This is a genomic window from Desulforhabdus amnigena (assembly GCF_027925305.1).
GTDB classification, from domain to species: Bacteria; Desulfobacterota; Syntrophobacteria; order Syntrophobacterales; family Syntrophobacteraceae; genus Desulforhabdus; species Desulforhabdus amnigena.
Genome location: NZ_BSDR01000001.1, coordinates 2,935,758 through 2,958,101, shown reverse-complemented (window position 1 = coordinate 2,958,101; position 22,344 = coordinate 2,935,758). Strand labels below are relative to the sequence as shown.

General features: G+C 54.5%; 19 protein-coding genes and 3 riboswitches. Of the genes, 17 read left to right on the top strand and 2 right to left on the bottom strand.

Annotated features, from left to right (window positions below):
- Nucleotides 1-23 precede the first annotated feature (23 nt).
- The 3 genes from QMG16_RS12575 to QMG16_RS12565 all read left to right on the top strand — a co-directional run bounded on the left by QMG16_RS12575 (nucleotide 24) and on the right by QMG16_RS12565 (nucleotide 3,391).
- Nucleotides 24-1,250 (top strand): ABC transporter permease, encoded by a 1,227-nt coding sequence (locus QMG16_RS12575; protein ID WP_281794670.1) that lies wholly within the window; start codon nucleotides 24-26, stop codon nucleotides 1,248-1,250.
- Between the two features lie 10 nt (nucleotides 1,251-1,260).
- Nucleotides 1,261-1,968 (top strand): ABC transporter ATP-binding protein, encoded by a 708-nt coding sequence (locus QMG16_RS12570; protein ID WP_281794668.1) that lies wholly within the window; start codon nucleotides 1,261-1,263, stop codon nucleotides 1,966-1,968.
- A 70-nt stretch (nucleotides 1,969-2,038) separates the two neighbouring features.
- Nucleotides 2,039-3,391 carry a hypothetical protein gene (locus tag QMG16_RS12565; RefSeq protein WP_281794666.1) on the top strand — a complete coding sequence of 451 codons (1,353 nt, stop codon included), beginning with the start codon at nucleotides 2,039-2,041 and terminating at the stop codon, nucleotides 3,389-3,391.
- Here the strand turns inward: QMG16_RS12565 and QMG16_RS12560 are convergent.
- Nucleotides 3,382-4,083 (bottom strand): Rossmann-fold NAD(P)-binding domain-containing protein, encoded by a 702-nt coding sequence (locus QMG16_RS12560; protein WP_281794664.1) that lies wholly within the window; start codon nucleotides 4,081-4,083, stop codon nucleotides 3,382-3,384. The genes QMG16_RS12565 and QMG16_RS12560 overlap by 10 nt on opposite strands.
- A gap of 209 nt (nucleotides 4,084-4,292) precedes the next feature.
- Here QMG16_RS12560 and QMG16_RS12555 point away from each other — a divergent pair, with 209 nt between their 5' ends.
- A complete protein-coding gene (locus QMG16_RS12555; protein WP_281794662.1) occupies nucleotides 4,293-4,685 on the top strand; it encodes a DnaJ family domain-containing protein in 393 nt (130 codons plus the stop codon).
- A 35-nt stretch (nucleotides 4,686-4,720) separates the two neighbouring features.
- On the opposite strand, the gene QMG16_RS12550 is transcribed toward QMG16_RS12555, so the two are convergent.
- Nucleotides 4,721-7,369 carry a UPF0182 family protein gene (locus tag QMG16_RS12550; protein WP_281794660.1) on the bottom strand — a complete coding sequence of 883 codons (2,649 nt, stop codon included), beginning with the start codon at nucleotides 7,367-7,369 and terminating at the stop codon, nucleotides 4,721-4,723.
- A 525-nt stretch (nucleotides 7,370-7,894) separates the two neighbouring features.
- Nucleotides 7,895-8,095, top strand: a riboswitch (cobalamin riboswitch).
- A 365-nt stretch (nucleotides 8,096-8,460) separates the two neighbouring features.
- Between QMG16_RS12550 and QMG16_RS12545 the strand changes: the two genes are divergently transcribed.
- The 13 genes from QMG16_RS12545 to QMG16_RS12485 all read left to right on the top strand — a co-directional run bounded on the left by QMG16_RS12545 (nucleotide 8,461) and on the right by QMG16_RS12485 (nucleotide 22,323).
- Nucleotides 8,461-9,132 (top strand): precorrin-8X methylmutase, encoded by a 672-nt coding sequence (locus QMG16_RS12545; protein WP_281794658.1) that lies wholly within the window; start codon nucleotides 8,461-8,463, stop codon nucleotides 9,130-9,132.
- Nucleotides 9,133-9,143: 11 nt separating this feature from the next.
- Complete coding sequence (cobI, locus tag QMG16_RS12540) at nucleotides 9,144-9,863, top strand: precorrin-2 C(20)-methyltransferase (protein WP_281794656.1); 720 nt, start codon at nucleotides 9,144-9,146, stop codon at nucleotides 9,861-9,863.
- Between the two features lie 65 nt (nucleotides 9,864-9,928).
- Complete coding sequence (locus tag QMG16_RS12535; protein WP_281794655.1) at nucleotides 9,929-11,104, top strand: FecCD family ABC transporter permease; 1,176 nt, start codon at nucleotides 9,929-9,931, stop codon at nucleotides 11,102-11,104.
- Nucleotides 11,062-11,871, top strand: coding sequence for an ABC transporter ATP-binding protein (locus tag QMG16_RS12530; protein ID WP_281794653.1), 810 nt, complete (start codon nucleotides 11,062-11,064; stop codon nucleotides 11,869-11,871). Before QMG16_RS12535 ends, QMG16_RS12530 begins: the two co-directional genes overlap by 43 nt.
- Nucleotides 11,872-11,951: 80 nt before the next feature.
- Nucleotides 11,952-12,881 carry an ABC transporter substrate-binding protein gene (locus QMG16_RS12525; protein WP_281794650.1) on the top strand — a complete coding sequence of 310 codons (930 nt, stop codon included), beginning with the start codon at nucleotides 11,952-11,954 and terminating at the stop codon, nucleotides 12,879-12,881.
- Nucleotides 12,882-12,892: 11 nt separating this feature from the next.
- Entirely contained in the window at nucleotides 12,893-14,128 is a 1,236-nt protein-coding gene (locus tag QMG16_RS12520) for a cobalt-precorrin-5B (C(1))-methyltransferase CbiD (RefSeq protein WP_281794648.1), read from the top strand.
- Nucleotides 14,125-15,399 (top strand): precorrin-6y C5,15-methyltransferase (decarboxylating) subunit CbiE, encoded by a 1,275-nt coding sequence (cbiE, locus tag QMG16_RS12515; RefSeq protein WP_281794647.1) that lies wholly within the window; start codon nucleotides 14,125-14,127, stop codon nucleotides 15,397-15,399. Before QMG16_RS12520 ends, cbiE begins: the two co-directional genes overlap by 4 nt.
- A gap of 49 nt (nucleotides 15,400-15,448) precedes the next feature.
- Nucleotides 15,449-16,228: a precorrin-4 C(11)-methyltransferase gene (gene cobM / locus QMG16_RS12510; protein ID WP_281794645.1), complete on the top strand. Its 780-nt coding sequence runs from the start codon at nucleotides 15,449-15,451 to the stop codon at nucleotides 16,226-16,228.
- Nucleotides 16,197-17,297, top strand: coding sequence for a cobalt-precorrin 5A hydrolase (locus tag QMG16_RS12505; RefSeq protein ID WP_281794643.1), 1,101 nt, complete (start codon nucleotides 16,197-16,199; stop codon nucleotides 17,295-17,297). Before cobM ends, QMG16_RS12505 begins: the two co-directional genes overlap by 32 nt.
- Nucleotides 17,298-17,323: 26 nt before the next feature.
- Nucleotides 17,324-18,103, top strand: coding sequence for a precorrin-3B C(17)-methyltransferase (locus tag QMG16_RS12500; protein ID WP_281794641.1), 780 nt, complete (start codon nucleotides 17,324-17,326; stop codon nucleotides 18,101-18,103).
- 88 nt (nucleotides 18,104-18,191) lie between these two features.
- A riboswitch (cobalamin riboswitch) is annotated at nucleotides 18,192-18,376 on the top strand.
- Nucleotides 18,377-18,584: 208 nt separating this feature from the next.
- Nucleotides 18,585-18,756, top strand: a riboswitch (cobalamin riboswitch).
- Nucleotides 18,757-18,791: 35 nt separating this feature from the next.
- Nucleotides 18,792-20,876 (top strand): TonB-dependent receptor plug domain-containing protein, encoded by a 2,085-nt coding sequence (locus QMG16_RS12495; RefSeq protein ID WP_281794640.1) that lies wholly within the window; start codon nucleotides 18,792-18,794, stop codon nucleotides 20,874-20,876.
- 511 nt (nucleotides 20,877-21,387) lie between these two features.
- A complete protein-coding gene (locus QMG16_RS12490) occupies nucleotides 21,388-22,059 on the top strand; it encodes a substrate-binding domain-containing protein (protein WP_281794639.1) in 672 nt (223 codons plus the stop codon).
- Between the two features lie 51 nt (nucleotides 22,060-22,110).
- Nucleotides 22,111-22,323 carry a hypothetical protein gene (locus tag QMG16_RS12485; RefSeq protein WP_281794637.1) on the top strand — a complete coding sequence of 71 codons (213 nt, stop codon included), beginning with the start codon at nucleotides 22,111-22,113 and terminating at the stop codon, nucleotides 22,321-22,323.
- The last annotated feature ends 21 nt before the right edge of the window (nucleotides 22,324-22,344 follow it).

The window sequence follows — 22,344 nt, the reverse complement described above, 5'->3', positions numbered from 1 at the left end:
GAAACAGTGAGTGAAGGGAAGCGATGACGAGTCGACTGGCCTGGCGATCTTTGTGGCGTAACAGGCGCAGAACATTGATCACGATCCTCTCTATCGGTTTGGGATTGAGCGTAGCCATCTTTTTCATCGCCCTCGGAGAAGGGGTTTACGATCAGATTGTCAATGATGCCGTGCGAATGCAGGCTGGCCACATCACTTTGGAGCATCCCGATTACACGATCGCGCCTGCTGTCGATCTTATGATCTCCGGCGTGGAAGGTTTGAGGCGAAACATTGAAGCCATGGACTCCGTGGAGCGAACCAAGCTGCTTGTGCTGGGGCAGGGGGTGGCAATGTCCGGCGCGGGAGGAGTAGGCGTTTCCATCATGGGAGTGGAACCGTCCATGGAGCTCAAGACCTCTCCTCTTGCCCGGCGCATGGTGGCGGGGGAATACCTGAAAGATGGAGATATGCACCTGGTCGTTGTGGGGGCGCTCCTGGCCAAAAGGTTGAAGTTGAAAGAAGGAAGTAAACTGGTTCTCACCACCAATAATGCTTCCGGGGAATTGGTGGAAGAGCTTTACCGGGTCAGAGGCATTTTCAGCACAGGATCGGACGAAATTGATGGATACTTGATCCAGATTCCCCTATCGGCAGCTCGCGGGCTTTTCGGATTGCCCCCGGACAGCGCCACTCAGTTGGGAGTGATTTTGAAACGGGCGGATGCCCAGCAGGAAGTGCTGGGCGCCATCGAGGCTTTGGTGAATACAAGAAAAATCGGTGTCTTCCCGTGGCAGACCGTTTTGCCGGAATTGGCGGCCTACATTCGAATAGACCGGGCATCCAACTGGGTTTTTCAGGGACTTCTGTTCGTCATTATTCTCTTTACCATCTTCAACACATTGCTCATGTCCGCCGTGGAAAGGGAGCACGAGTTTGCCGTGCTCCTTGCCCTGGGGACGCCTCTTGTTCAGCTCAAAAGACAGATGTTCATGGAATCGGTATATATCGGGTTGATGGGATGTGCTCTGGGGGCTTTCCTGGGAGGTGCCGCTTCGTTGGCTATGGAGCGTTGGGGGCTGGATTTCGGGTTTTTGCTTCCCGAAGGAGTGACCATTTCCGGTTTTACCATATCCACAAGGATTTATGCACAGCTCACGACTGCAATGCTCTTCGGGGTGGCCGGAATTGTACTAGGGGCGACACTCTTCCTGAGTTTTGCCCCCATGCGGCGTGTTGGACGTCTGAACATAGCGGAAATGCTGCGATAAGGAAGAACGCGTGTCCAACTCCAAGATCGTTGAGACCATTCAAGTCACCCGGGATTTTGGCGAAAGCGGCGTCGTCACCCGAGCGCTGCGTGGGGTGAATATGGTCCTGAAATCCGGTGAATTTGCCGCCATGGCCGGACCCTCCGGTTCCGGCAAGACCACCCTGTTGAACATCATCGGTGGACTCGATCGACCCACATCCGGTAGTGTTTTGGTGGAAGGTCACGACCTCACCCGCCTGTCGGGAAGCGAGTTGAGCCGGCTTCGAAGAGATCGCATCGGTTTCATTTTCCAGACCTACAATCTCATTCCCATTTTGACCGCCTATGAAAATGCGGAATATGTGCTCATGCTTCAGGGCCTTCCCAGACAGGAGCGGAGGGAGAGGGTCATGCATGTTTTGAAAGAGGTGGGCCTGGATGGCTTGGAAAACCGTTTCCCCCGCGAGCTTTCCGGAGGTCAGCAGCAGCGCGTCGCCATCGCCCGGGCCATCGTACCCGAACCCGCATTGGTCCTGGCGGACGAACCCACCGCCAATGTGGATTCGGAAACGGGAAGCGCACTCCTCGACCTCATGCTCCGCCTAAATGAAGAAAAAGGGGCGACCTTTCTTTTTTCCACACACGACCGGGCGGTTATGCGCCGCGCTCGAAGACTTATTCGGCTCAGGGACGGACTCATCATCGAGGACAGCGCATGCTGTCCTGCAGAGGCATGAATGAATGCCGAGCCGCGACCCGGAGGCTTGTTTCTTGTACCCGTTCAATCTTCCCCCTGAGCCGTAAACCATGAGCCCTGAGCTGCAAACCAAAGCGCCAGCCCGGTTGATGCTTCGAGTGCTCCGGTTCGGACTGCTCCTCTGTACCCTGTCGACGGCACATCCATGGGGGGCCGTTTCCTCCCAGGCATTCATGGGGGACACGGAGGGTGTCCTGGGGTTGGACGGCAGTATCCGGACTCTTTTCTTCCTTTTGGATCAGGATGGTACGTATCCTTTTTCGAGAAAAAACGAAGTCGACGCTCTCTCTCAAACCATTCTCCGTCTGACTGCTTTGGGCAGACCGACCGATTCTCTTGCCTACGAGGTCCATTGGGTGCAGGTCGTTACAGCTGGATCTCAACGTATCTCGGGAGGGCAGGACTTCAGTGTGTTTACGAGGAACGTTCCCCGCTACAGGGTCTTCGATGCCGGCTGGGATGTTTTGGAAAAAGAGAACGCCTTCTCGTCGGTCTTTTGGGACCGGTTCAATGTAAAGTGGGCCCCGGAGTGGGGCGATATCACTCTTGGGAGGCAGGCCATAACCTTTGGCAAAGCCTATTTCTGGAATCCGCTGGATGTGTTTTTCCCATTCGATGCCGGTCAGTTCGACCGGGAATACAAACCGGGTGTGGATGCTCTTCGAGTGGACATTCCGCTCGGCCTTTTTTCCGGAATCAACCTGGTGGGATCTGCTGGGCCACGGCTGGGAATTGGGGAGGGGGCAAGCGGTGACAATGCGCCGGAAGATGCGTCCTGGTACGGATCGGCTCTTCTGGGACGCGTGTTTTCGAATGTGAAGGAATGGGATGTGGCCTTTCAGGGAGGAAAGATTTTTGGGGGATGGCAGGTTGGGGCTGGGGCCGTCGGAGACATGGGGCCGGTTCAGATGCGTGGGGAAATGGCCGGGTTCTGGGCCGTGCAAAGTGAAGACCTGCCGTTTCCGCTGGAAGGAAAGCTGATGGAGGATCAGTTTACAGCTGTGCTGGGCGCGGGGCGACGGTTTGAAAACAGCTTCAGCCTGGATTTCGAGTACCTGTTCAATGGTGGAGGAGATCCGGACCATCTGAATGAGGCCCTTGTCAGGACTCAATTCGGTTCCAGCCTTCAGATGGGCCGCCACTTTCTGGGGTGGCTTGCCCGCTATGAATTCAAACCCATCGTAACCGGGCAATGCGCCGTAATCCACTCCCTTTCGGATGGCTCCGCACAGGTGCAACCCATTCTATTCATTTCCCTTTCCGACGAAATGGATCTGCTCGTCGGCTCCACTCTGACCTTCGGGGAAGCACCTGGGAACGCCGAATCGTCTTTTCCCAAAATTCAAAGCGAATTCGGGACATTTCCCAACAGCATCTTTTTCGAATGGAAGTTTTACTTTTGACCGGTCAGCGACCAATGGAGGGCGTCAATCACTCCGTGACACCGGCAACTGGTTGCGATGAGATGGTTTCCGGGCTGCCGGGCAACCTGCTGGGTGAATATCTCCCGGAGATACCCTGCGGGATAGCCTCCCACTCCGGGTGCGAGTTGCCAGCTGCGGATGACGGCCACATTGAAGTCCGGAAGCCGGATTCGGGCCAGGTGTTCGAAAAGATTGCCCGGCCTGGGTTGTTTGGTATATGTGCAGATGTCATCGGGTTCGTTGCAGGAATCGGGGCAGATGAAGGTGGCAAAACTGGCGTAGAGTGTTCCGTTGGGCATCCGATAAGGGTTGGGGACTTGGGGATCCACCGCTTCAGGAACGGGAAGGGAAGAGGCTTTGCCGATTTTGTTCAGTTCATGAAGCATCCACTGGAAAGCCACATGGACGGGAATGGCAGGGACAATCCAGATATCGTCGGCTACGGGTTTTTTGCAGATGAAAGAAAGTGAATCCTCCACGTGGATGGGTAAACCCAGGTCCCGGTGAATCTTTGCCAGCCGATCTTCCCTAAGCTCTATAACGAGAAAATCGCTTTGGGGCAGGCGCCTGCTCAAACGTTGTGCGGCGATAAATCCGAAGCGTCCCGCTCCGAGTATCCAGATTTTTTCAGGGGGAAATGGGCCGGGAAAAGAAGATTTCGAAGAAAGCATCTCCACTCCTTTCGTTTGCCCTTCTGAGAGCATATGTTAAAGTACTTACCTCTTCCCTCAACCGCAGCGGGAAAGCGGCGATCCGATACGCGCCGGATGCGCAAACTTTTTCCAGTAAAGAAGAACCGTTTCAGAAAAAAGGACCGTTGCATCGAGAAGGGCTGAAAAGGTCAAACAAGCTTTTCCTGGAATCGTGAAAGGGACCGATCATGAGCAATATTTTTGCCGTTTTTGAAAAAATTGCAGAGGAACGCATCCGCGAAGCGGCAGACCGCGGGGACTTCGACGACCTTCCCGGAAAAGGTAAACCCCTGCAGTTGGAGGACGATCGCCATTTACCCCCGGATATCCGGCTTTCGTACAAAATTCTAAAGAATGCCGACTGCCTGCCTCCTGAGCTGGAATTGCGTAAAGAAATAAAAAACATGGAGCAGTTGCTGGCCGGCATTCAGAATACTAGGGAAAAGTACAAGCAGATGCAACGGCTGAACTATTTGATCATGAAGCTCAATATAACCCGAAAGACATCTCTGGCTCTGGAAGAAAATCAGCTCTACTACGAAAAAGTCATGGAAAAAGTGGGCAAGAAACCCAACCCCTGAAACCTCGTCCTTTCTCTGTCTGCCCTTGTGGATTTCTATTGCTCCACATGAGGGGAGAGTCCCTCTTCCGGCGGTGGCGCTCCGGGCATCAGAGGGGCGAACCGGGTATCGACACGCTCGATCTCCGCCTTGATGCGCTCCTGCAGCTTTGCATAGGCATCTTCCAGGGAGCGTTCCATCACCACAATCTGTCCCTGGCTCATAATGAGCCGTTTCAGTTCAGGAATTTTTAACTCTGCAGAGGCCTTGAGATAAACCGGCTGTATATAGATGATCACTTTCCCTACGGGCAGGATGATCATTTTGCCGAGTGCCACTCGTGATCCGATTTGATCCCATAGGGTGAATTGTTGAGCGATCGTTGTGTCCTGATTGATGAGTGCGGAGATTTGAGGCGGACCGTAAATCAGTTCTCCTTTGGGGAAGTTGTAAACGATGATCTTCCCATAGTAGGGGGGGTCGCATCCCGCCAGGGCGAGAGCCCGTAAATTGTCGCGTCCTTTGGGGCTCATGGGAGCGAGCAGGAGGAAGTCGAACCGCTTGGGATCGATCAGGTCCAGGGTCAGGTAATAGGGCTTGATGCTCGATACTTCCTTGCCCTGATAGGTCTTTGCGGGTTCCCACATGTCTTCCTGCTGGTAGAAAACCTCCGGGTCTCTCTGCTGATACTTGGCGTAGATGCTCATCTGAATGTCAAAAAGATCCCGAGGGTAGCGCGTCTGCTGAAGAAGATCGGAAGGCATGCTCTCTTTGCTTTTGAAAACGCCCGGATAGATGTATCTGTAGGCCTGGATGATGGGGTCTTTCAGATCAAAAACATAATAATCGACGGTCCCATTGTAGGCATCCACCACGATTTTGACGGAATTTCGAATGTAGTTGAACTGGCCATCGATCGTGGAATAGGGGGCGGCATAAGGATACATGGAAGAAGTGACGTAAGCGTCCTGAATCCAGAAGAGGTTTTTCTTGGTGACGACCAGGTAGGGATCTTTGTCGAGCAGGAAGTAGGGGGTGAGTGTCTTGATGCGTTCTACGATATTCTGCCGGAAAAGAATTCTGCTGTTGCGGTTTGTCTTTGTTGTGAAGAAAATATCTCGATCCATGAAATAGTATGAAAAGAGGAGCTTTTTAAAGATCGAAGCGAGAGGGACGCCACCTGTCCCGGTATAATTTGTCAGGGCATTGGTGTTCCCTTTGGGGTAGTCGAATTCTCCGGCATCGTTAGGCGCGATGGAATAATTATAAGTTCCCAGGCCGTGATAGATGCCGGGCTGTTCTATGCTGAATCCATAATCCGATATGGGCGGAATTCCGTGCAGAAACCACGTCAGGGGTTCGTCCCCCCCTTGGCTGGCGGGAGTCATAACGGCGCCGTATCCATGAGTATAGGTCAGGTGCTGGTTAACCCAGTTGCGGGCCCCTTCGGGGAGTTGTTTTTGATCCAATTCCCGGGCTGCCAGAAAGACTTGCTGGTAGTTGTTATTGACCGTATATCGGCCCACGTCGACCGGAGCGAAGTCATAGTAGGTTCTCAGTTTTTGCAACTGGTTGTAGACATCTTCCAGCAACTCTCCGTCCCAGACGGGGATATTGCGGAGCTCCGCCTTGATGGTGGGGGAATCCAGGAGGTTGGTCGGGACCCGCTCGGGACTGAAGTCCCTGGTTTCTACATCCGTAAGATTGTATGCGGCTAGGGTGGATTCGATATTGCGGATAATGAAGGGTTTTTCTCTGGAAATCTCATTGGGTTTCACAATGTACTTTTCCACCAGGTTGGGCAGGAAAGGCGAATAGCGGGCTCCAAATGAAAGGAGAAAAAGAACTGCAAAAGCTATAAGTACTTTCAGCCCCTTATGTTTGTGGATGAAAAAGATGAGAGAAAAAGCTGTTCCCATGAGGAAAATGAAGGTCTGGCAAATGAGCGGAAAGGTGATCCACATTTCCACAAACCCGGGCCCAAAAAAAAGAGTCTGGTGATTGGAGCTGTAAAGGAGACCGTAAGCCTGCAGGGCGTAATGCCATATCTCGATAAAAAAAATGATCAGGATGAGAATACTGAGATGCCGCTTCGCTCCGGCGGGAATGTTCTGATCCTGCTGAGACAGCAGGCGTTTTTCGAGCCAGTAGAGGAGCAACATTGCTGCGAGGAGCAGGAAGAACGCCAGCAACAGACGCCGCTGAATGAGTGTATAGATGGGGTAGGAAAAGAGATAATAGCTGATGTCTTTAGAGAAGACAGGATCTTTGACCCCCATGCTGGGGCCAAAGATGTAGAGCAGAAACTTCTCCCACTGTTCGAAAAGCGGCCAGGCCACCAGGATGCCCAGGAGCACGGAAAGGGGGGAATAAACCCGCATGGAGCCGGTGCGGAACATCTGAAGGAGATCTTTGTTGACCCTGTCGGACTTGTTGTCCTCGGAGGAAGACTCGGTGGTGCCAAGGTAGCGCGAAGCGACCCAGAAGTTCAGGAAAAACACAAGGAAGAAAAATAGGGTTACTAAAATCAGAACGACATATCGATAGAATAGCCGCTGAAGAAAATAAAACCCGTACCCCAGTGAATCGAACCACCAGAAGTCTACCAGTAAGTTGACGCTGAAAAAACTGGCTGCAAGCAGGATGATGTTGAGACCAACGATGCCGGCTCCTAGTATCAGTAACCAGCGTTTCCATGCGTTCATCTTTTTCTCCTTTTTCAAATTAGCGCGTCCCGCTGTAACCTCGATGCAAAATGTGAGCAAACACTTGAAATCTAACCACACCCCTGCAAACTGGTCAAAGATTTTTATTTTCCATTTTAATGTTTGCTCCGGTGTCGTGTCACTGATCGAATGAAAAAGAAATGGTGAAACGGAGATTTTGTCTTCAAAAAATGAGAATCGTTGTGTCGGCATTGACGCCGGAGATGAAATAAGATAGAGATGGAACGTCATGTTATTCCGGGTGGAAAGGGCCTTTTGGGGGAGATGTAAAAGGCTCCTGGGAGGCTGTCTTGAAATTTCCCCTTGAGGGGGGGTACCAAGGGCATCTGCTTCTGGACCTGCCGGGGATGTATCTACAATGCAGACCTTTAGGATGCAGTGACGAGTGTTCTGCTCTTTGAGATGTTATGGTATCAGGTACTTGACTTGACATTGTCGGATTTCGTCTGAACCACGGAGACACGGAGAGCACGGAGAAAGACTTTCAAATGAAATCTTTGTGTTCTCGCTCTTTGTGGTTAATGTGACAATGTTGCATTGAGTGACGGTTTAAAAGGGAAGACGGTGAAAATCCGTCGCGGTCCCGCCGCTGTAAACGGGGACGAAAACCATGACGACCACTGGTCCGGGATACAACGGGCTGGGAAGGGATGGCGAGTAGGGTGATCCGTGAGCCAGAAAACCTGCCTGGACTAAATAGGGTCTCGACCGTTAAGGATAGGCCAGGATGTTTTGAAATTGCCTGTCTTGGCGGGTCCGCATGTTCATGCCGACGATGACTGTCTTCCATTCGCCGTGTGAGCAAGGGGGCGCCGAGAATCCCCGGGATGAGGGAGTTCCCTGAAGAAATATAGGATGAAGTCAAACTGGGTGCAGTCCTTGAAATCTCGGAAAATCGAGGTTCAGGGATTTTTTTTTCAATTTTAAGATCATCCTTTTGGCTGAACGGCCGTTTCCTTCATGGTAGTGGATGCGTGACTTTGCCATCATTGATGGCTGTTGGGTCTCACGATGCCCCGTATCATAGGGGGAATAGGAAAAGTCGGAAACGGGGATGAACGAGAGAAGAGATGATGAATCCTCTGCAGGACGCGAATGTTGGCCGAACCGGGCTGGTCGAAGCCGGACGCCGGATTGAAGAGGAAAGTTTTCGCATCATTGATGCCGAGATGGGTGAGCATTCCTTTACGTTGGAACAGTGGCAGGTCGTCCGACGTGTGATACATACCACAGGTGATTTTGACTATTCCAACTGGATACGATTTCACCCCCGGGCCGTTGCCGTGGGTGTTGACGCTCTGCGACGGGGAGCGAACATTTATACCGACACACGCATGATTCAGGCTGGTCTTTCCCCCTGGCGGCTGCAATGGTTTGGAAACAGTGTGGTGACCCCGGCGGTACAGGCAGAAAGCCAGCAATGGGCCGAAAAATGGGGAACCACACGGTCGGTGGCTGCTTTCAGGCATTATGCATCCGAGTTCAACGGAGCCATCATCGCCATCGGTAATGCGCCTACAGCGCTTTTGGAAGTCTCTCGTCTCATAAAAGAAGAAGGGATTCGTCCTGCACTGGTGATCGGTGTTCCCGTTGGTTTCGTTCAGGCAGCGGAATCCAAGGAAGCGCTTTGGGAGATGAAGGACCAGCCCTCCATTACTGTCCTTGGGCGCAAGGGGGGGAGCTCCGTTGCTGTCGCAGTTTTGCATGCGTTGTTGGAGTGGGCTAAGACAACAAACGAATAAGGAAAGACGTTATGCTCGGTACGTTGTATGGAATCGGTGTCGGACCGGGAGACCCTGAACTCTTGACACTCAAGGCGGTTAAGATCATCAAGCAGGTGGCGCATGTTTTTGCGGCCGCATCCAGTAAAAACGACTACAGTCTCGCTCTCGATATCGTCCGGGAGCATCTGCCTAAAGATACTCCTGTAGATCATCTCGATTTCCCGATGACATTCAATTCCGAACGTCTTGAAAGTGCATGGCAGGCCAACTGTGAGAAGGTAGTCGGGATCTTGCGGCAGGGTAAGGACGTTGCCTTTTTGACTCTGGGGGATCCCATGACCTTCAGTACCTTCATTTACCTCATGCGCAAGATTCGAAAACAGCTCCCTGATGTGACTGTTTCAACCGTGCCGGGCATCACCTCTTTTCAAGCGGCGGCAGCCTGTGCCAATGTGCCTCTGGCTGAAGGAGAAGAAGCTTTCACCATCATTTCCGGCGCCAAGGGAGGGGATCGGCTCAAAGAAGTGGTGAGTTTTTCGGACAATGTCGTTCTTATGAAGGCCTACAAACGGTTTCCCCACATCTTGGATCAGATCCGGCAAACGGGGTTGCAGGATTCCTGCTGTTTTGTGAGCCGTTGCGGACAGGAGGGACAGATTGTGGAGTCCGATTTCCAAAAGCTGCAAGCTTTTGAGCAACCTCATTATCTTTCCCTCATGATCATCAAGAAACGCGGGTTGGAATCCTAGAGACTGCCCGAAAGCTTTGTCCGTTGGGCGCCGGTGCGTCCGGGGATGCCTTCTCTCGAAAAAGCATGGGGCAGGGCGAGCATGGCCTGCTGGAAAAAATCGAAGTTTGGGAGTTCGGAGTCAGGCGGTATGGATGTGGAGTGAAATATGGGAGCGATCCATTGACTGAAAGAGGTCGTTCTGCCGGTAGACAAGGAAGAGTTTCTCTTTTTTCAGGCTCTTTTCTGCTGCCCCTCTCCTTGATCCCGATCATTTTTCTGGCCGCTTTTCTGACTTCGGGGATCGGGGCCTACAAGATTTCGTATGAAGCCATCCTGCGGATCTGGGCATCGGTCATCGATCCTTCGTGGGCGCAGGGAATCGATGATACTGTACGATATATTGTCCTCAATGTTCGCCTTGCAAGGGTCTGCCTGGCGCTGATCGTGGGAGGAGCGCTGGCTTTGGCCGGAGCCGTTTATCAGGGGGTCCTGCTCAATCCCCTGGCCGATCCTTTTACCCTAGGAGTCTCAACGGGCGCGGCTTTTGGAGCTTCTCTCGCCATTCTTCTGGGAGCCGGGGGAGTCCATTTCCTCAGCATAAACGCTCTGCCCGTTGCCGCTTTTGCGGGAGCGATCCTGGCGCTCTATATGGTTTATCTCCTGGGGCGCGTGGATGGGCGCATTCAAACCACGACTCTCGTGCTTGCCGGAATCATCGTTTCCACTTTTTTGTCCGCCTGGATCAGCCTGCTCAAAAGCCTCAACGAAGATTCCATTTCCACCATCGTTTTCTGGATCATGGGAAGTTTTTCCGGCAAAAGCTGGATTCACGTGCTCTTGGTGGCGCCCTACCTTTTGCTGGGAGCCGGAGTGATCCTCGCCTACGCGAGGGAACTGGATATCCTCAGCCTGGGAGACATTCAGGCCCAGCAGCTGGGCGTCAATGTGCAGCGCATGCGCTTCTGGCTGCTTCTTGCAGCTTCCTTCATCACGGCCGCCGCCGTGGCGGTGAGCGGGGTCATCGGTTTTGTCGGGCTGGTGGTGCCTCACCTGGTGCGCCTGGGATTGGGGCCCCAGCACCGCAGACTGCTTCCCGCCGTGATCCTCGCAGGGGCCCTGCTGGTTCTCATTTCGGATACGCTTGCTCGTAGTATCCTTCCCGGCGGAGAGGAACTTCCCGTGGGAGTGGTGACCGCTATTTTGGGAGGACCTTTTTTTTGTTTTCTGCTGCTTCATCGCAAGAAATACCTTCAGCTCTGATCTGTGTGAAGAATCTCCGGTGTGGTTATCCGGGGCACGATGTGCTGAAGGGGATCTCTTTTGAAATTCAACCGGGAGAATTCGTCGGCATCCTGGGGCCCAATGGATCGGGGAAGACCACCCTGCTTTTGGCGCTGAGCGGAGTGGTGGATCGCCGGGTAGGGGACATCTCCATCCGGAGTATGTCATTGGAAAGTTTGAAGCCCAAAGAGCGGGCCCGCTGCATGGCCGCCGTGGCCCAGGATTCTCAGGTCCGGTTCCCCTATAGCTGTGAGGAAGTGGTCCGGATGGGCCGTTATCCGCATCAGAAACGGTGGCAGATGGATACCTTTGAGGATGAGAAGGTTGTGCGGCGGTGCCTTGAAATCATGGATATTCAGGATCTTGCAGACCGTTTGATTTCCGCCATGAGCGGGGGAGAGAGGCAGCGTGTAGTGATGGCCAAGGCTCTCGCCCAGGAAGCGCCCATTCTGCTCCTGGATGAAGCGACCTCTGCCATGGACATTCATCGTAAGCTCCAGGTCTTTCGTGTTTTGGAACACCTGAACAGGGAAGAAATGCTGACCGTCCTGACCGTCCTGCATGATGTGAACCTGGCTGCCCTCTATTGCCGGCGAATGATTTTTTTGAAAGAAGGGGAAGTCGTGGCGGATGGTCCTACGGAAGAGGTTTTGACTTCCGAAGTTCTCGAAACTGTTTATCAAACTCGAGTGCTGGTTCAGGATATTCCCCATACGGGGAAGCGGCAGGTGGTCTTTTTGCCGTAATGGATTATGATCTCATGGCTCATGGGGGAGTTTCTTGAACCCGATTCGAAGTACACGTTGTTTTTGAGGAGTCGACCACCATGTTTCATTTCAAACATTTTATGATGAGCATCATCTTGGGCTTCGTTTTGACGCTGGTATTGCCTGCGTCCGGGTTGCCGTTCCAGGTGATGGACGATATGGGGCAGACCCTCGAGTTTGCACAGCCTGCAAAGCGCATCATTCCCCTTTACGGAGCGTACGCCGAGATGCTTTACGCCATTGGGGCGGGTTCCGAGATCGTTGCACGGACTCAGGCGGATGAATACCCCTCGCAGATCTTGAAACTGCCGTCTGTGGGAACACATATGCGCCCCAATGTGGAGATGATTCTGGGGCTGAAACCGGACCTGGTCATCCAGAGCGCCAGCCGCCGGGAGGAGACGGCGGAGATGGAACGGTTGCGGGAAGCGGGCATTCCGGTGGCTGTGTTTGCGCCTCAAACTTTCGAAGGAATCTTTTCCACCATGGAACGTTTGGGAAAGCTTACGGGTAGAGAAGCGGAGGCCCGAAATGTGGTGGCTCAGTTGAAGATGCGCCTGGAGCAGGTCAAAGGGCATCTTGCGGAAATGAAAGAGCGCGACCGGGTCTTCTTCGAGGTGCGCGGCGAACCTCTCACCGGCGTCGGGAAAGCATCCATCGTCCAGGATATCATTCTGGCTGCGGGAGCGGAAAATGCCCTGGAGAATGAAAAGGCCATCGTGCAGTATAGTTTCGAATCCCTCCTTCTCGCGGATCCGGACGTTTATATCGTTCAGCGGGGTCCCATGAACCGCAATCCCATGGATCCCCGCAAAAGAGCTCACTTCGATCGGCTTCGGTGCGTGAGGAATGGCAAGATCATCTTCGTTGACGAATTTCTCTTTTCCCGCCCCGGTCCCCGCTGTGTGGATGCGGTGGAACAGTTGGCCGCAGCCCTGTATCCCGAAAAGTTCAAAGGCTGGAGGAATGAAAAGGAAACCAGAGAGTAGAGCGGCATAGCATGTCCAAAACGAATGCAGAAAATAAGGGGAGTCTGAGAAAGGGATTCAGTACCGGCACGGCTGCCACTGCGGCGGCTCGAGCTGCACTGCGCTTCCTCTTGACGGGAAGGAGCAGTGAGGCGGTCGCTGTGAGGCTTCCTGGAGGCTATTACCTGCCTGTTCCAGTACGTGAAGTGTGCCGGGAGGAAAATGATGTGCTGGCCGTGGTGATCAAAGACGGCGGAGATGATCCGGATGTGACGCATAAGGCGGAAATAAGGGCCCGTGTCCGTAGAATTTCACTGGACGGAAAAGAGTGTGATAACGGCATCTCCTCGGGGATTCGCCTCATGGGCGGCGAAGGGGTAGGGGTCGTGACCAAACCGGGCCTTCCCGTGCAGATCGGAGAGCCGGCTATCAATCCGGTGCCGCGGGAAATGCTTTCCCTGAATCTTGCTGAAGAATATCTGCAGTGGAAGATGGAGGATACTGTTCCCGGAGGTATCGCCTGCATTGCAGATACCCCTTCCGGGCCGCACGTGCTTCTGACTTTTAGCCAGGACAGTGAGAAGTTGAAAGGCTTTTTCCTGGAGGTGGAGATCGAGGTGCCCAAAGGCGCCGAACTGGCGCGCCATACGTTGAATCCCCGCCTGGGCATTCTGGGAGGGATTTCCATACTGGGGACGACGGGCATTGTGAAGCCTTTTTCTCATACAGCCTATGAAGAAACCATTCAGACGGCCTTGTCCGTTGCTCAATCAAACGGGTGCCTGGAAATCGTCCTCAGTACGGGCGGTAAGAGCGAACGCTTCGCCCAGGGAATCCTTCCCGGACTTCCAGTGGAATCCTTTGTTCAAGTTGCCGATTTTTTCGCTTTTGCGGTTCAGGAAGTGCTGAAGATGGGTTTCCCTCGCCTGACGCACAGCGTTTTTTTCGGAAAAGTGGTGAAAATGGCTCAGGGGCATGCCTACACGCATGCCCATAAAGCGGCTCTGGATCTCGAACTGGTGGCGGAGTTGGCTGCAAAGGAGGGCCATGATGCCCCTTTTTGCCGGGAACTGGCTGTGGCCAATACTGCGCGGCATGCCCTGGAACTGCTGTTGGAACGCAATGCCATGGATGTCGTCCATGCCGTAGCCCGTAAGGCCCTGGACCAGTCGGCAAGGCTCGGAGATGACCGGTTGGATGTGAGGCTCCTGGTCTTCGATTATGGCGGCAGGCTGTTGGTGGACCTGGAAAGGAAGAGGGGAAAATGAAGCATTCCGATTCTCAAGATTGGAACCCTCCCCGTGTGGTCCTGGTGGGCATGGGAATGGGCAGAGAAGACGTCGGCGCAAGCGCCCTGCGCTGGATCGAGCGGGCGGAAGTGCTGGCAGGGGGCGGACGCCACCTGGACTGGTTTCCGGATCTTTCCTGCGAGAGAATCCCGCTGCAGGGTCCGTTGAACGACTGGCTGGATCAGGTCGGCCGGGTTTCAATAGAAAGGCGCACCGTGGTGCTTGCATCGGGAGATCCTTTTTTTTTCGGCGTTGGGCGCCGTCTTGCGGATCGTGTGGGGAAGGAGAATCTCCTCACCTTCCCCAATATCACCAGCGTTCAGGTGCTCTTTTCCCGCTTGAACGAACCCTGGGAAGATGTGAAGGTGATGAGCCTTCACGGGCGAGGTCCCGCTGCAGAAAATCCCGAATGGTTGGAGCAGCTCCGGCACCATTCGAAAGTGGTTTTTTTTACGGATCCTCAGCATACCCCCGATTGGATCGCCCGCCAGCTGCTGGATGCCGCAATGAAGGATCGCACCCTGGTGGTGGGGGAGGATTTGGGGCTTCCTTCGGAAAAAATCCAGCGTTTTTTCCCTGAGGAAGCGGCGGCAAGGAAATTTTCGCCCCTCAACCTGGTGGCCGTATTGGATGAGAGTCCTTCCAGGCAGGCTGTGGATTCGACCGTTCCGCAAGCCGTTCTGGGGCTTCCCGAGACCGCCTTCCGGCATCGGGCCGGCCTCATCACCAAAATGGAAGTCCGTGCTGTGGCGCTGGCTCATCTTCAGTTGCGGCCCGGACTCGTTTTGTGGGATCTGGGAGCGGGAAGCGGTTCCGTATCCATTGAAGCATCGAGGCTTGTTCCTCTGCGACGGGTAGTTGCCGTGGAAAAGGACGCAGAACGTTACCGGGATCTGCAGGATAACGTGAAACGCCTTCAAGGATCGCAAATAGAGACGGTTCATGGAAAGGCCGCCCAAGTGCTGGATGCGCTCCCCGATCCGGACCGTGTTTTCATCGGAGGAAGCGGAGGGGACCTGCGGGAGATTTTCGAGAACCTCCTGCGGCGCATGCGTCCTGGTGGAAGAGTGGTCGTCACCGCAGCGACCCTGGATACTCTGGAAGCCGTTCGGGCTTTCTGGAGCGATAAACCCTATGAAATGCAGATTACGCAACTGCAGGTCAGCCGGTCTGTGCCTATCGGAAAAACGGTGAGGTTCGAGGCGCTCAATCCGGTTTTTGTGGTGAGTGTCTGGCCGAAGCCCATTTAGGGACTGTCCGGAAACCTCCCTCTATAAACAGATAGATTCGAGGAACTCTATGAAATATCCTATTCATTTTGTCGGAGCGGGTCCCGGCGACCCTGAGCTCATCACGGTCAAGGGGAAGAGGCTTTTGCAGGAAGCGGACTGCATCGTCTATGCGGGTTCTCTTGTTCCCGAGGCCTTGCTGCAGGATCGGAAACCGGGCGCCGCCATTCACAACAGCGCTTCCATGACCCTCCCGCAAACGCATGCACTCCTGCGGGAAGGGTATGAACGGGGCGAACGGGTGGTCCGCCTGCACACGGGAGACCCCGCCCTCTACGGGGCCATTCAGGAACAGATGGAACTCCTGGACCGGGATGGGATTCCTTACAGCGTGGTGCCGGGCGTGTCGGCCGTCTTCGCGGCGGCAGCGGCTCTCACCCAGGAGCTGACTCTGCCGGAAGTTTCTCAAACCCTGATCTTGACCCGTATGGCGGGTCGAACCCCCGTTCCCGAAGGGGAAGACCTTCGGTCGCTCGCGCAACATCGGGCGACCCTGGTGATCTATCTCAGTGTGCAGCAGATCGAAAAAGTGGTCTCCGAGGTCAGTCCCTGTTACGGCCCTGAGACTCCGGTGGTGGTTGCCTATCGATTGGGGTGGCCCGATGAGCTCATTGTGAAGGGTACCTTGGACGACATCGTTCAAAAGGTCAAAGCAAGCGGTATCGGCCGCCAGGCGATCATCATGGTGGGAGAGGTCTTCAATGCCCGCTCCGGGAAAGAATTGAAAAAATCCAAATTATACGACGAGTCCTTCGAACATGGATTTCGAAAAGCCCGGGTTTCCTCCTGAATCTTCCTCCATAGCCATTGTGGCTTTGACCCGCCACGGAGCCGACCTTGCGCTGCAGTTGCAGGGGAAGCTTCCCGGCAGCGCCTGTTATGTGCCGGTGCGGCATCAGTTTGCCCTGGCCATGGGGGCCGTGGGGTTTCAGCGAATGGCGGACCTGCTCAGGGAAATCTGGCCCAGGGTTTCCGCGCTGGTCTGCATCATGGCCACCGGCATAGTGGTCCGTCAGATCTCCCCCTATCTGCGCCATAAGAAGGAAGATCCCGCTGTGGTCGTGCTGGACGAGAGGGGAGAGTATGTCATCAGCCTGGTTTCCGGCCATTTGGGAGGAGCGAACCGCCTCACGAAAGAAGTCGCCCGCATTACCGGAGGACATGCGGTCATCACCACCGCTTCGGATGTTCAAGATAAGCCTGCTCTGGATCTGATGGCGCGGGCGGCGGGTCTCGAGATCGAAAACATTGAAATGCTCAGTCGGCTGGCGAGGGCTTTCCTGGAAGACGAACCCGTTTGGATCTACGATCCTGAAGGCCGGTTGAAGAGGGATTTGGCCAGCCAGGGGAACATCGACTGGCTGCATGAGGTCCTCTCTTCCCCCCCATCCCTCATGTCGACCCTGATGGAGAGAGTGGGCGTCTGGGTTTCGGAGGCCCTGGTTCCCGCGTTTCTGAAATGCCTGGTGCTGCGCCCCCGGAATCTGGTCGTCGGGATCGGGTGCAACCGGGGTACGCCGGCCCAGGAAATCATGGAATGGTTGCAAAGGGTCTTCGCCCGTGAAAAGCTCTCCCCACTCTCCATTAGAAATCTTGTGAGCGTCGATCTCAAATCCGATGAGGCGGGGATCATCGAAACGGCGGCAATGCTTCAGAGGCCTGTTCATTTTTATTCCCGCAAAGAGATCGAAAACATAACCGTGCCCAATCCATCCACTCAGGTGGCCAAGCACATAGGAGTTCAAAGCGTATGCGAAGCGACAGCTCTTCTGAGCGCCGGGAGCCAAACCCTCATTGTTCCCAAGCAGAAAACGTTCAATGTAACTCTCGCCATAGCACGGGTCGGCTATCCATTGTAAGCCTCGGGCCCGGCTACCGTTCCTATATGGTGCCCGAAGCTCTGGATGCCCTCCTTTCGGCGGAAGTGGTACTCGGCTATAAAACTTATCTGGGCTTGATCGAAGAATTGCTGGAAGGCAAAGAAGTCCTTTCCAGCGGAATGCGAAAGGAAGTGGACCGCTGCGGGCTCGCCATTGATCGTGCCCTCGAGGGACACCGCGTGGTGTTGGTATCGAGTGGTGATGCCGGGATTTATGGGATGGCGGGTTTGGTCTTCGACATTTGCCGTGAACGGAGCCTGCGCGTTTCGAGTCCTCCCCACCGCACCCCTTCAACAGAGCCGGCGGACCTTCGGGATGAGAAGGGGGAGGTTCCTCCGGATCTTTTTGTGGAAGTGATTCCGGGGGTGGCCGCCTTCAATGCGGCGGCTTCCATCCTTGGAGCCCCTCTCATGCACGATTTTGCGGTGGTCAGCCTGAGCGACCATCTCACCCCTTGGGAACTGATCGAAAAACGCTTGCAGGCGGCCGCATCCGCGGATTTCGTCATGGCCATTTACAATCCCAGGAGCAAAACGCGCCCCGATCTGCTGGAAAAAGCCCAGAAAGTGATCCTCCGCGAAAAGGCCCCCGAAACCCCCGTGGCCATCATTCGAAAGGCCATGCGCGGCGGGCAGTGGAAGTGCATCACGACTCTTGCCGAGATTCCCTTCGAGGAAGTGGACATGCAATCCATTCTCATCGTGGGAAACAGCAAAACCTACGTCTGGAACGGCTGGATGGTGACTCCCAGGGGATACTTGGACAAATATAACCTTTCGGAATGACGCAAGATAAGAATGCGCTGATTTTAGAGAGGTGTTTATTTGAATATTGACAAAAGTTTTCGGCTGTTATAGAGGTACCGGCTACGTGAAAATAAGTGAATCATCAGGTACCGCAAGGTTTAATAGGGAATCCCGTGAAATCCGGGAACGGTCCCGCCGCTGTAAACGGGGACGAAATCCGATAGAGCCACTGTTTTGCGCAAGCGAAATGGGAAGGCACAGAGAGTAGATTGATCCGTAAGTCAGAATACCTGCCTGATGATGTAGGGTCGATCGGTACGTGGTAATACCGGATGGACCGCTAAAGGACCAAGAGAACCAGGGTGCAATCCTTAGGGCCAAAAGCTCTAAGGATTTTTTTTTGGCTGAATTCCATTTCGGAGATGAATCGGTGACTGGGTGAACAGGCACCGGGACGCGAAGGAGTGCTTTTGAAAGACCTTGAGGAATAGGCATCAACGATAGAACCGTATAGCCACACTACAGTAAAATGCATCGGCTTAAGGGAAGGAAGTGGGAATCTTCCGCCGCCCCGCGACTGTGATCGGGACGAAAGCCGCAAGGATGTCACTGTCACGCCCAAGGCGTGATGGGAAGGCGCGGCGAATAGGATGAACGTGAGCCAGGAGACCTGAGTGGATGCATAAACCTTTCAACATTCCCCGAGGGGGGAAAGGAGGTTGTCTCAATGCGTTTTTCACTACTGAGGACATCGAAGCTCATCCTTGCACTGGTCGTTCTTTTTGCTGTTTTGGCGCACAATCCCTTGCCCTCCCAATCTCAAGAAGAAACCAAACAGGAAGAAACCAAACAGGAAACGACCGAAGGGAAAGAAGCGCAAGAGGCCGACGACACTTCCCGAAAGGAGGAAGCCAGCGTCGTAGCTACAGGAACCGCCAACCTGGAGCCTGTGGTCGTTACGGCGACAAGAGTCGAAACGCCGCTCTCGCAAGTGACGAAAAGCGTGAGCGTTGTGACCAGCGAAGAAAGAGACGCGCAGGAGGATTATTTTATTCCTGGTCTCCTTGACTACGAGCCGGGCGTTTATCTCCGGCGCCTTGGCGGAACGGGACAGTGGGCCCATCTGAACATCCGGGGCGTGCCGAGCCAATACATCCAGTTTCAGTACAATGGATTCCCCCTCAAGGACGAGGCAGACCCCCAGGGTGCGTTTACCTACTTCCTTGAGGATTTGTATTCGCCAAGCAATATGCAGCGGATCGAAATCCTCAAGGGCACACAGAGCACCCTGTACGGATCGCAAGCCATGGGCGGCGTCATCGACATCATTTCCGACAAATGGAAGCGCGGCACCGGAGCGGAAGTCCGCAGCGAATTCGGGGAGTATGGCACATTTATTGAGAATGGGCGATTCTACCATGGACAGGGCTCGTTTTATATTGATTTTAACCCGATCTATGTCACATCGGACGGTGAGAAATTCGGTGGAAAATACGGCTTCTGGTACGACAACCTCGGCTTCTCCGGCGGGGCTGGATTCCGCATCACTCCGGACATCACCCTCGAATTCACCTCCCTCTACTTCGATTCCGACCTCGCCTTGACGGAAACCACTCCCAGTCTGGATGCCAACGGCAAGCTCGTGACACAAACCGCCGATCCCGATCAACACCGGGAAGGCCTCTCAGCTCTGTACGGCCTCACAATGAACCATGCCGTTTCTAGCTGTTGGAACTATTCCATAAAAGGCTCCTACGCGGAAACCGAGCGCCATTACTTTTGGACGCCGACTGTGAACGGAAACCATTCCAACTACGACGGCTCCACGGGATACATCGAAACACAGCAAAACATCCAGGTCACCGATTGGCTCACCCTTATCAGTGGTCTCGATTTCAAGCAGGCCGATTACGACGGTCGTGAACCCAACAATCCCAGCAACGATGACTACAGCCCCGTGTATTACAAAGAAGACTGGTACAACTGGGACCTGTTCACCCAGGCGAGCCTCAAGTTTTTGGATGAGTCTCTCTTCCTCAATTTCGGAGGCCGCTTCAATTACCCCGAGGAGTTTGATTCCAAGCTCGTTGGGGAAGCTTCCGCAGCCTACCTCTTTAAACAGTTCGGCACCAAGGTCCACGCTCATGTGGGCTCCGGATACCGCACGCCGTCCCTTTACGAAGTCTATGGGGGGTATGTCTGGAACGGTTACCTCTACACGATCGGGAACCCCGACTTGACGCCTGAGGAGAGCGTCGGCTATGAGGTCGGCATAGAGCAGACGCTGCTCGACAAGAAGGTTACGGCGGGACTGACCTGGTTTCATACGGATTTCGATAGCCTGATCCAATATGACGGCTTCACTATGAAGTATGTGAACGCCGACGAGGCACGGGTCCAGGGCATTGAAACATACGTCGACATCACACCGTGGCAGTGGCTGAAACTGAACTTCGCTTATACCTATGTCGATTCGAAGGTCGAGGATGACGGAGACTGGGTTCGAAGCACCTACATGCCCCGGAACAAGATCAGCGGCCTTCTCACCTTGAAGCTGCCCCGTGACCTCACCACATCCGTGCGGGTAGCATGGCAGGATGAGAAGATTGTTCCCCTGTATGACAACAACTGGAACAGGGTAAGCTGGGAAGAGCCTTCTGCAGTCACCGTCGATACGGCGCTCACCTATACCTTTCTCAAGAAGTATTCAGCATTCCTCAGCGTCCAGAACCTTTTCGATGAAGACTATACGGAGAGCGGTTACGCAATGCCGGGAAGGACGTTCAGCGGGGGCGTGAAGCTGGCTTTCTGAGAGGAGCTATGCCGGCAAAGGTCGAATTCCCGAATTCCCCCTGGACCTTGTGGGAGCGGCTTGCAGCCGCGATTCGGCCGGACATTGCGGCGTTTACATCCCCGACCTTGCTTGTTTCGACCGTTGGGCGGAGTACCAGTCGGGCCCTGCGGGCATGCAGAAATCCCGAACCATGAAGACCAAGGTTGCTTGCAGGGATTGTGAGACTGGTTTCGTGAAGTACGCCTATGACGGGACCATGAGTTGCGAGGCCTGTGGAAAGGCCCATAGGAAAACGGCTCAGGAGGTGAGGAAATGAAACGGATTGCTGTGTACGGCAAAGGAGGCGTCGGGAAGTCCACACTTGCGGCCAACCTTTCCTTGGAGCCGAAGGGGCGGCGCACCTGGTGGAAAAAATCGTGAACGCCGTTCCGGGCATGCTTTGATAAATCGGTGAATAGGTGGATCGTTTGACAGCCTTTAGCGGTTTTTCGAAGCGCCGACTCAGCGAAAAAGAAGGGAAGGATTCTGCTTGCAACAGATTGCAATAACCTTGAAAAAACGATGGAGGTTAATCCTGTTCGTGGCGGCGTGGCTGCTTTGCATGGGCATGCATCCCATCACTTGGGGCAGTCCCGGTTCCGTCACAACGGGGGAATCTGCCCCCGCCGCGGAATCGGTCGATCTCTTTCCCCACAAAGCCCGGCTTCGCTTCGCGCGATGCTTTACCATCGAATACCACGGGACCTACAAGCGGCTGGAGGTGCTTACACCCTGGCGCAACGCCAGGGAGACCTTCGTGTACATTCTGGTCTACAACGCCCGGTTCCTGGAGGATGCCGGAGCGCACTACCTCTGGCGCGACGACAAGACGCCGGGAAGCATTCCCCTCGCCATCGAAACCGTTGTGGAGCGGGCGAGGGCGGCGGAATTCTGGGTCGACACTGGGATGTGCCGCTCCCTTGCGGAGCTGCGGGAAATCGATGATCGCTACGAGCGTTTTTCGTCATTTTGCTCGGGAAAAGTCTTCAATAATGACGCCAGGGTCAATGCCGAAGGCGGCAACGATTTTTGGGAAACCGGCATCACACGCCCAGACCTCGTGCTTGCCGATCTCATCAGCATCTTCCACCCCGAGCTCGTTACAGAGTATCGGCGTATCTGGTACCGGCAACTGCCGGCTCTGGCGGAGGAAAAGCAGTGAAGCTCCATACGCCCGCTGCCATGCAAGGAGTCGCCGGCCCAATCCCGCGGGTTGGCGACATGGATCGTTCTCCTGGCGGCGCAGACAAACGGTACGCTCATCGACAGTCGGTTCATCGAGTTTTGCCGACGCTACTCCATTTCTTTTGGAGTCAGCCTGGACAGTCTCCCGGACGTGCACGAGCGCACTCGGGGAAGCGCCGGAGCGACCTACCGTGGGCTCCAGCTGTTCGCCTGGGCTGATTATGCCGGCGCGCATCACTAACAGCTCTGTCCGGGCTCAACA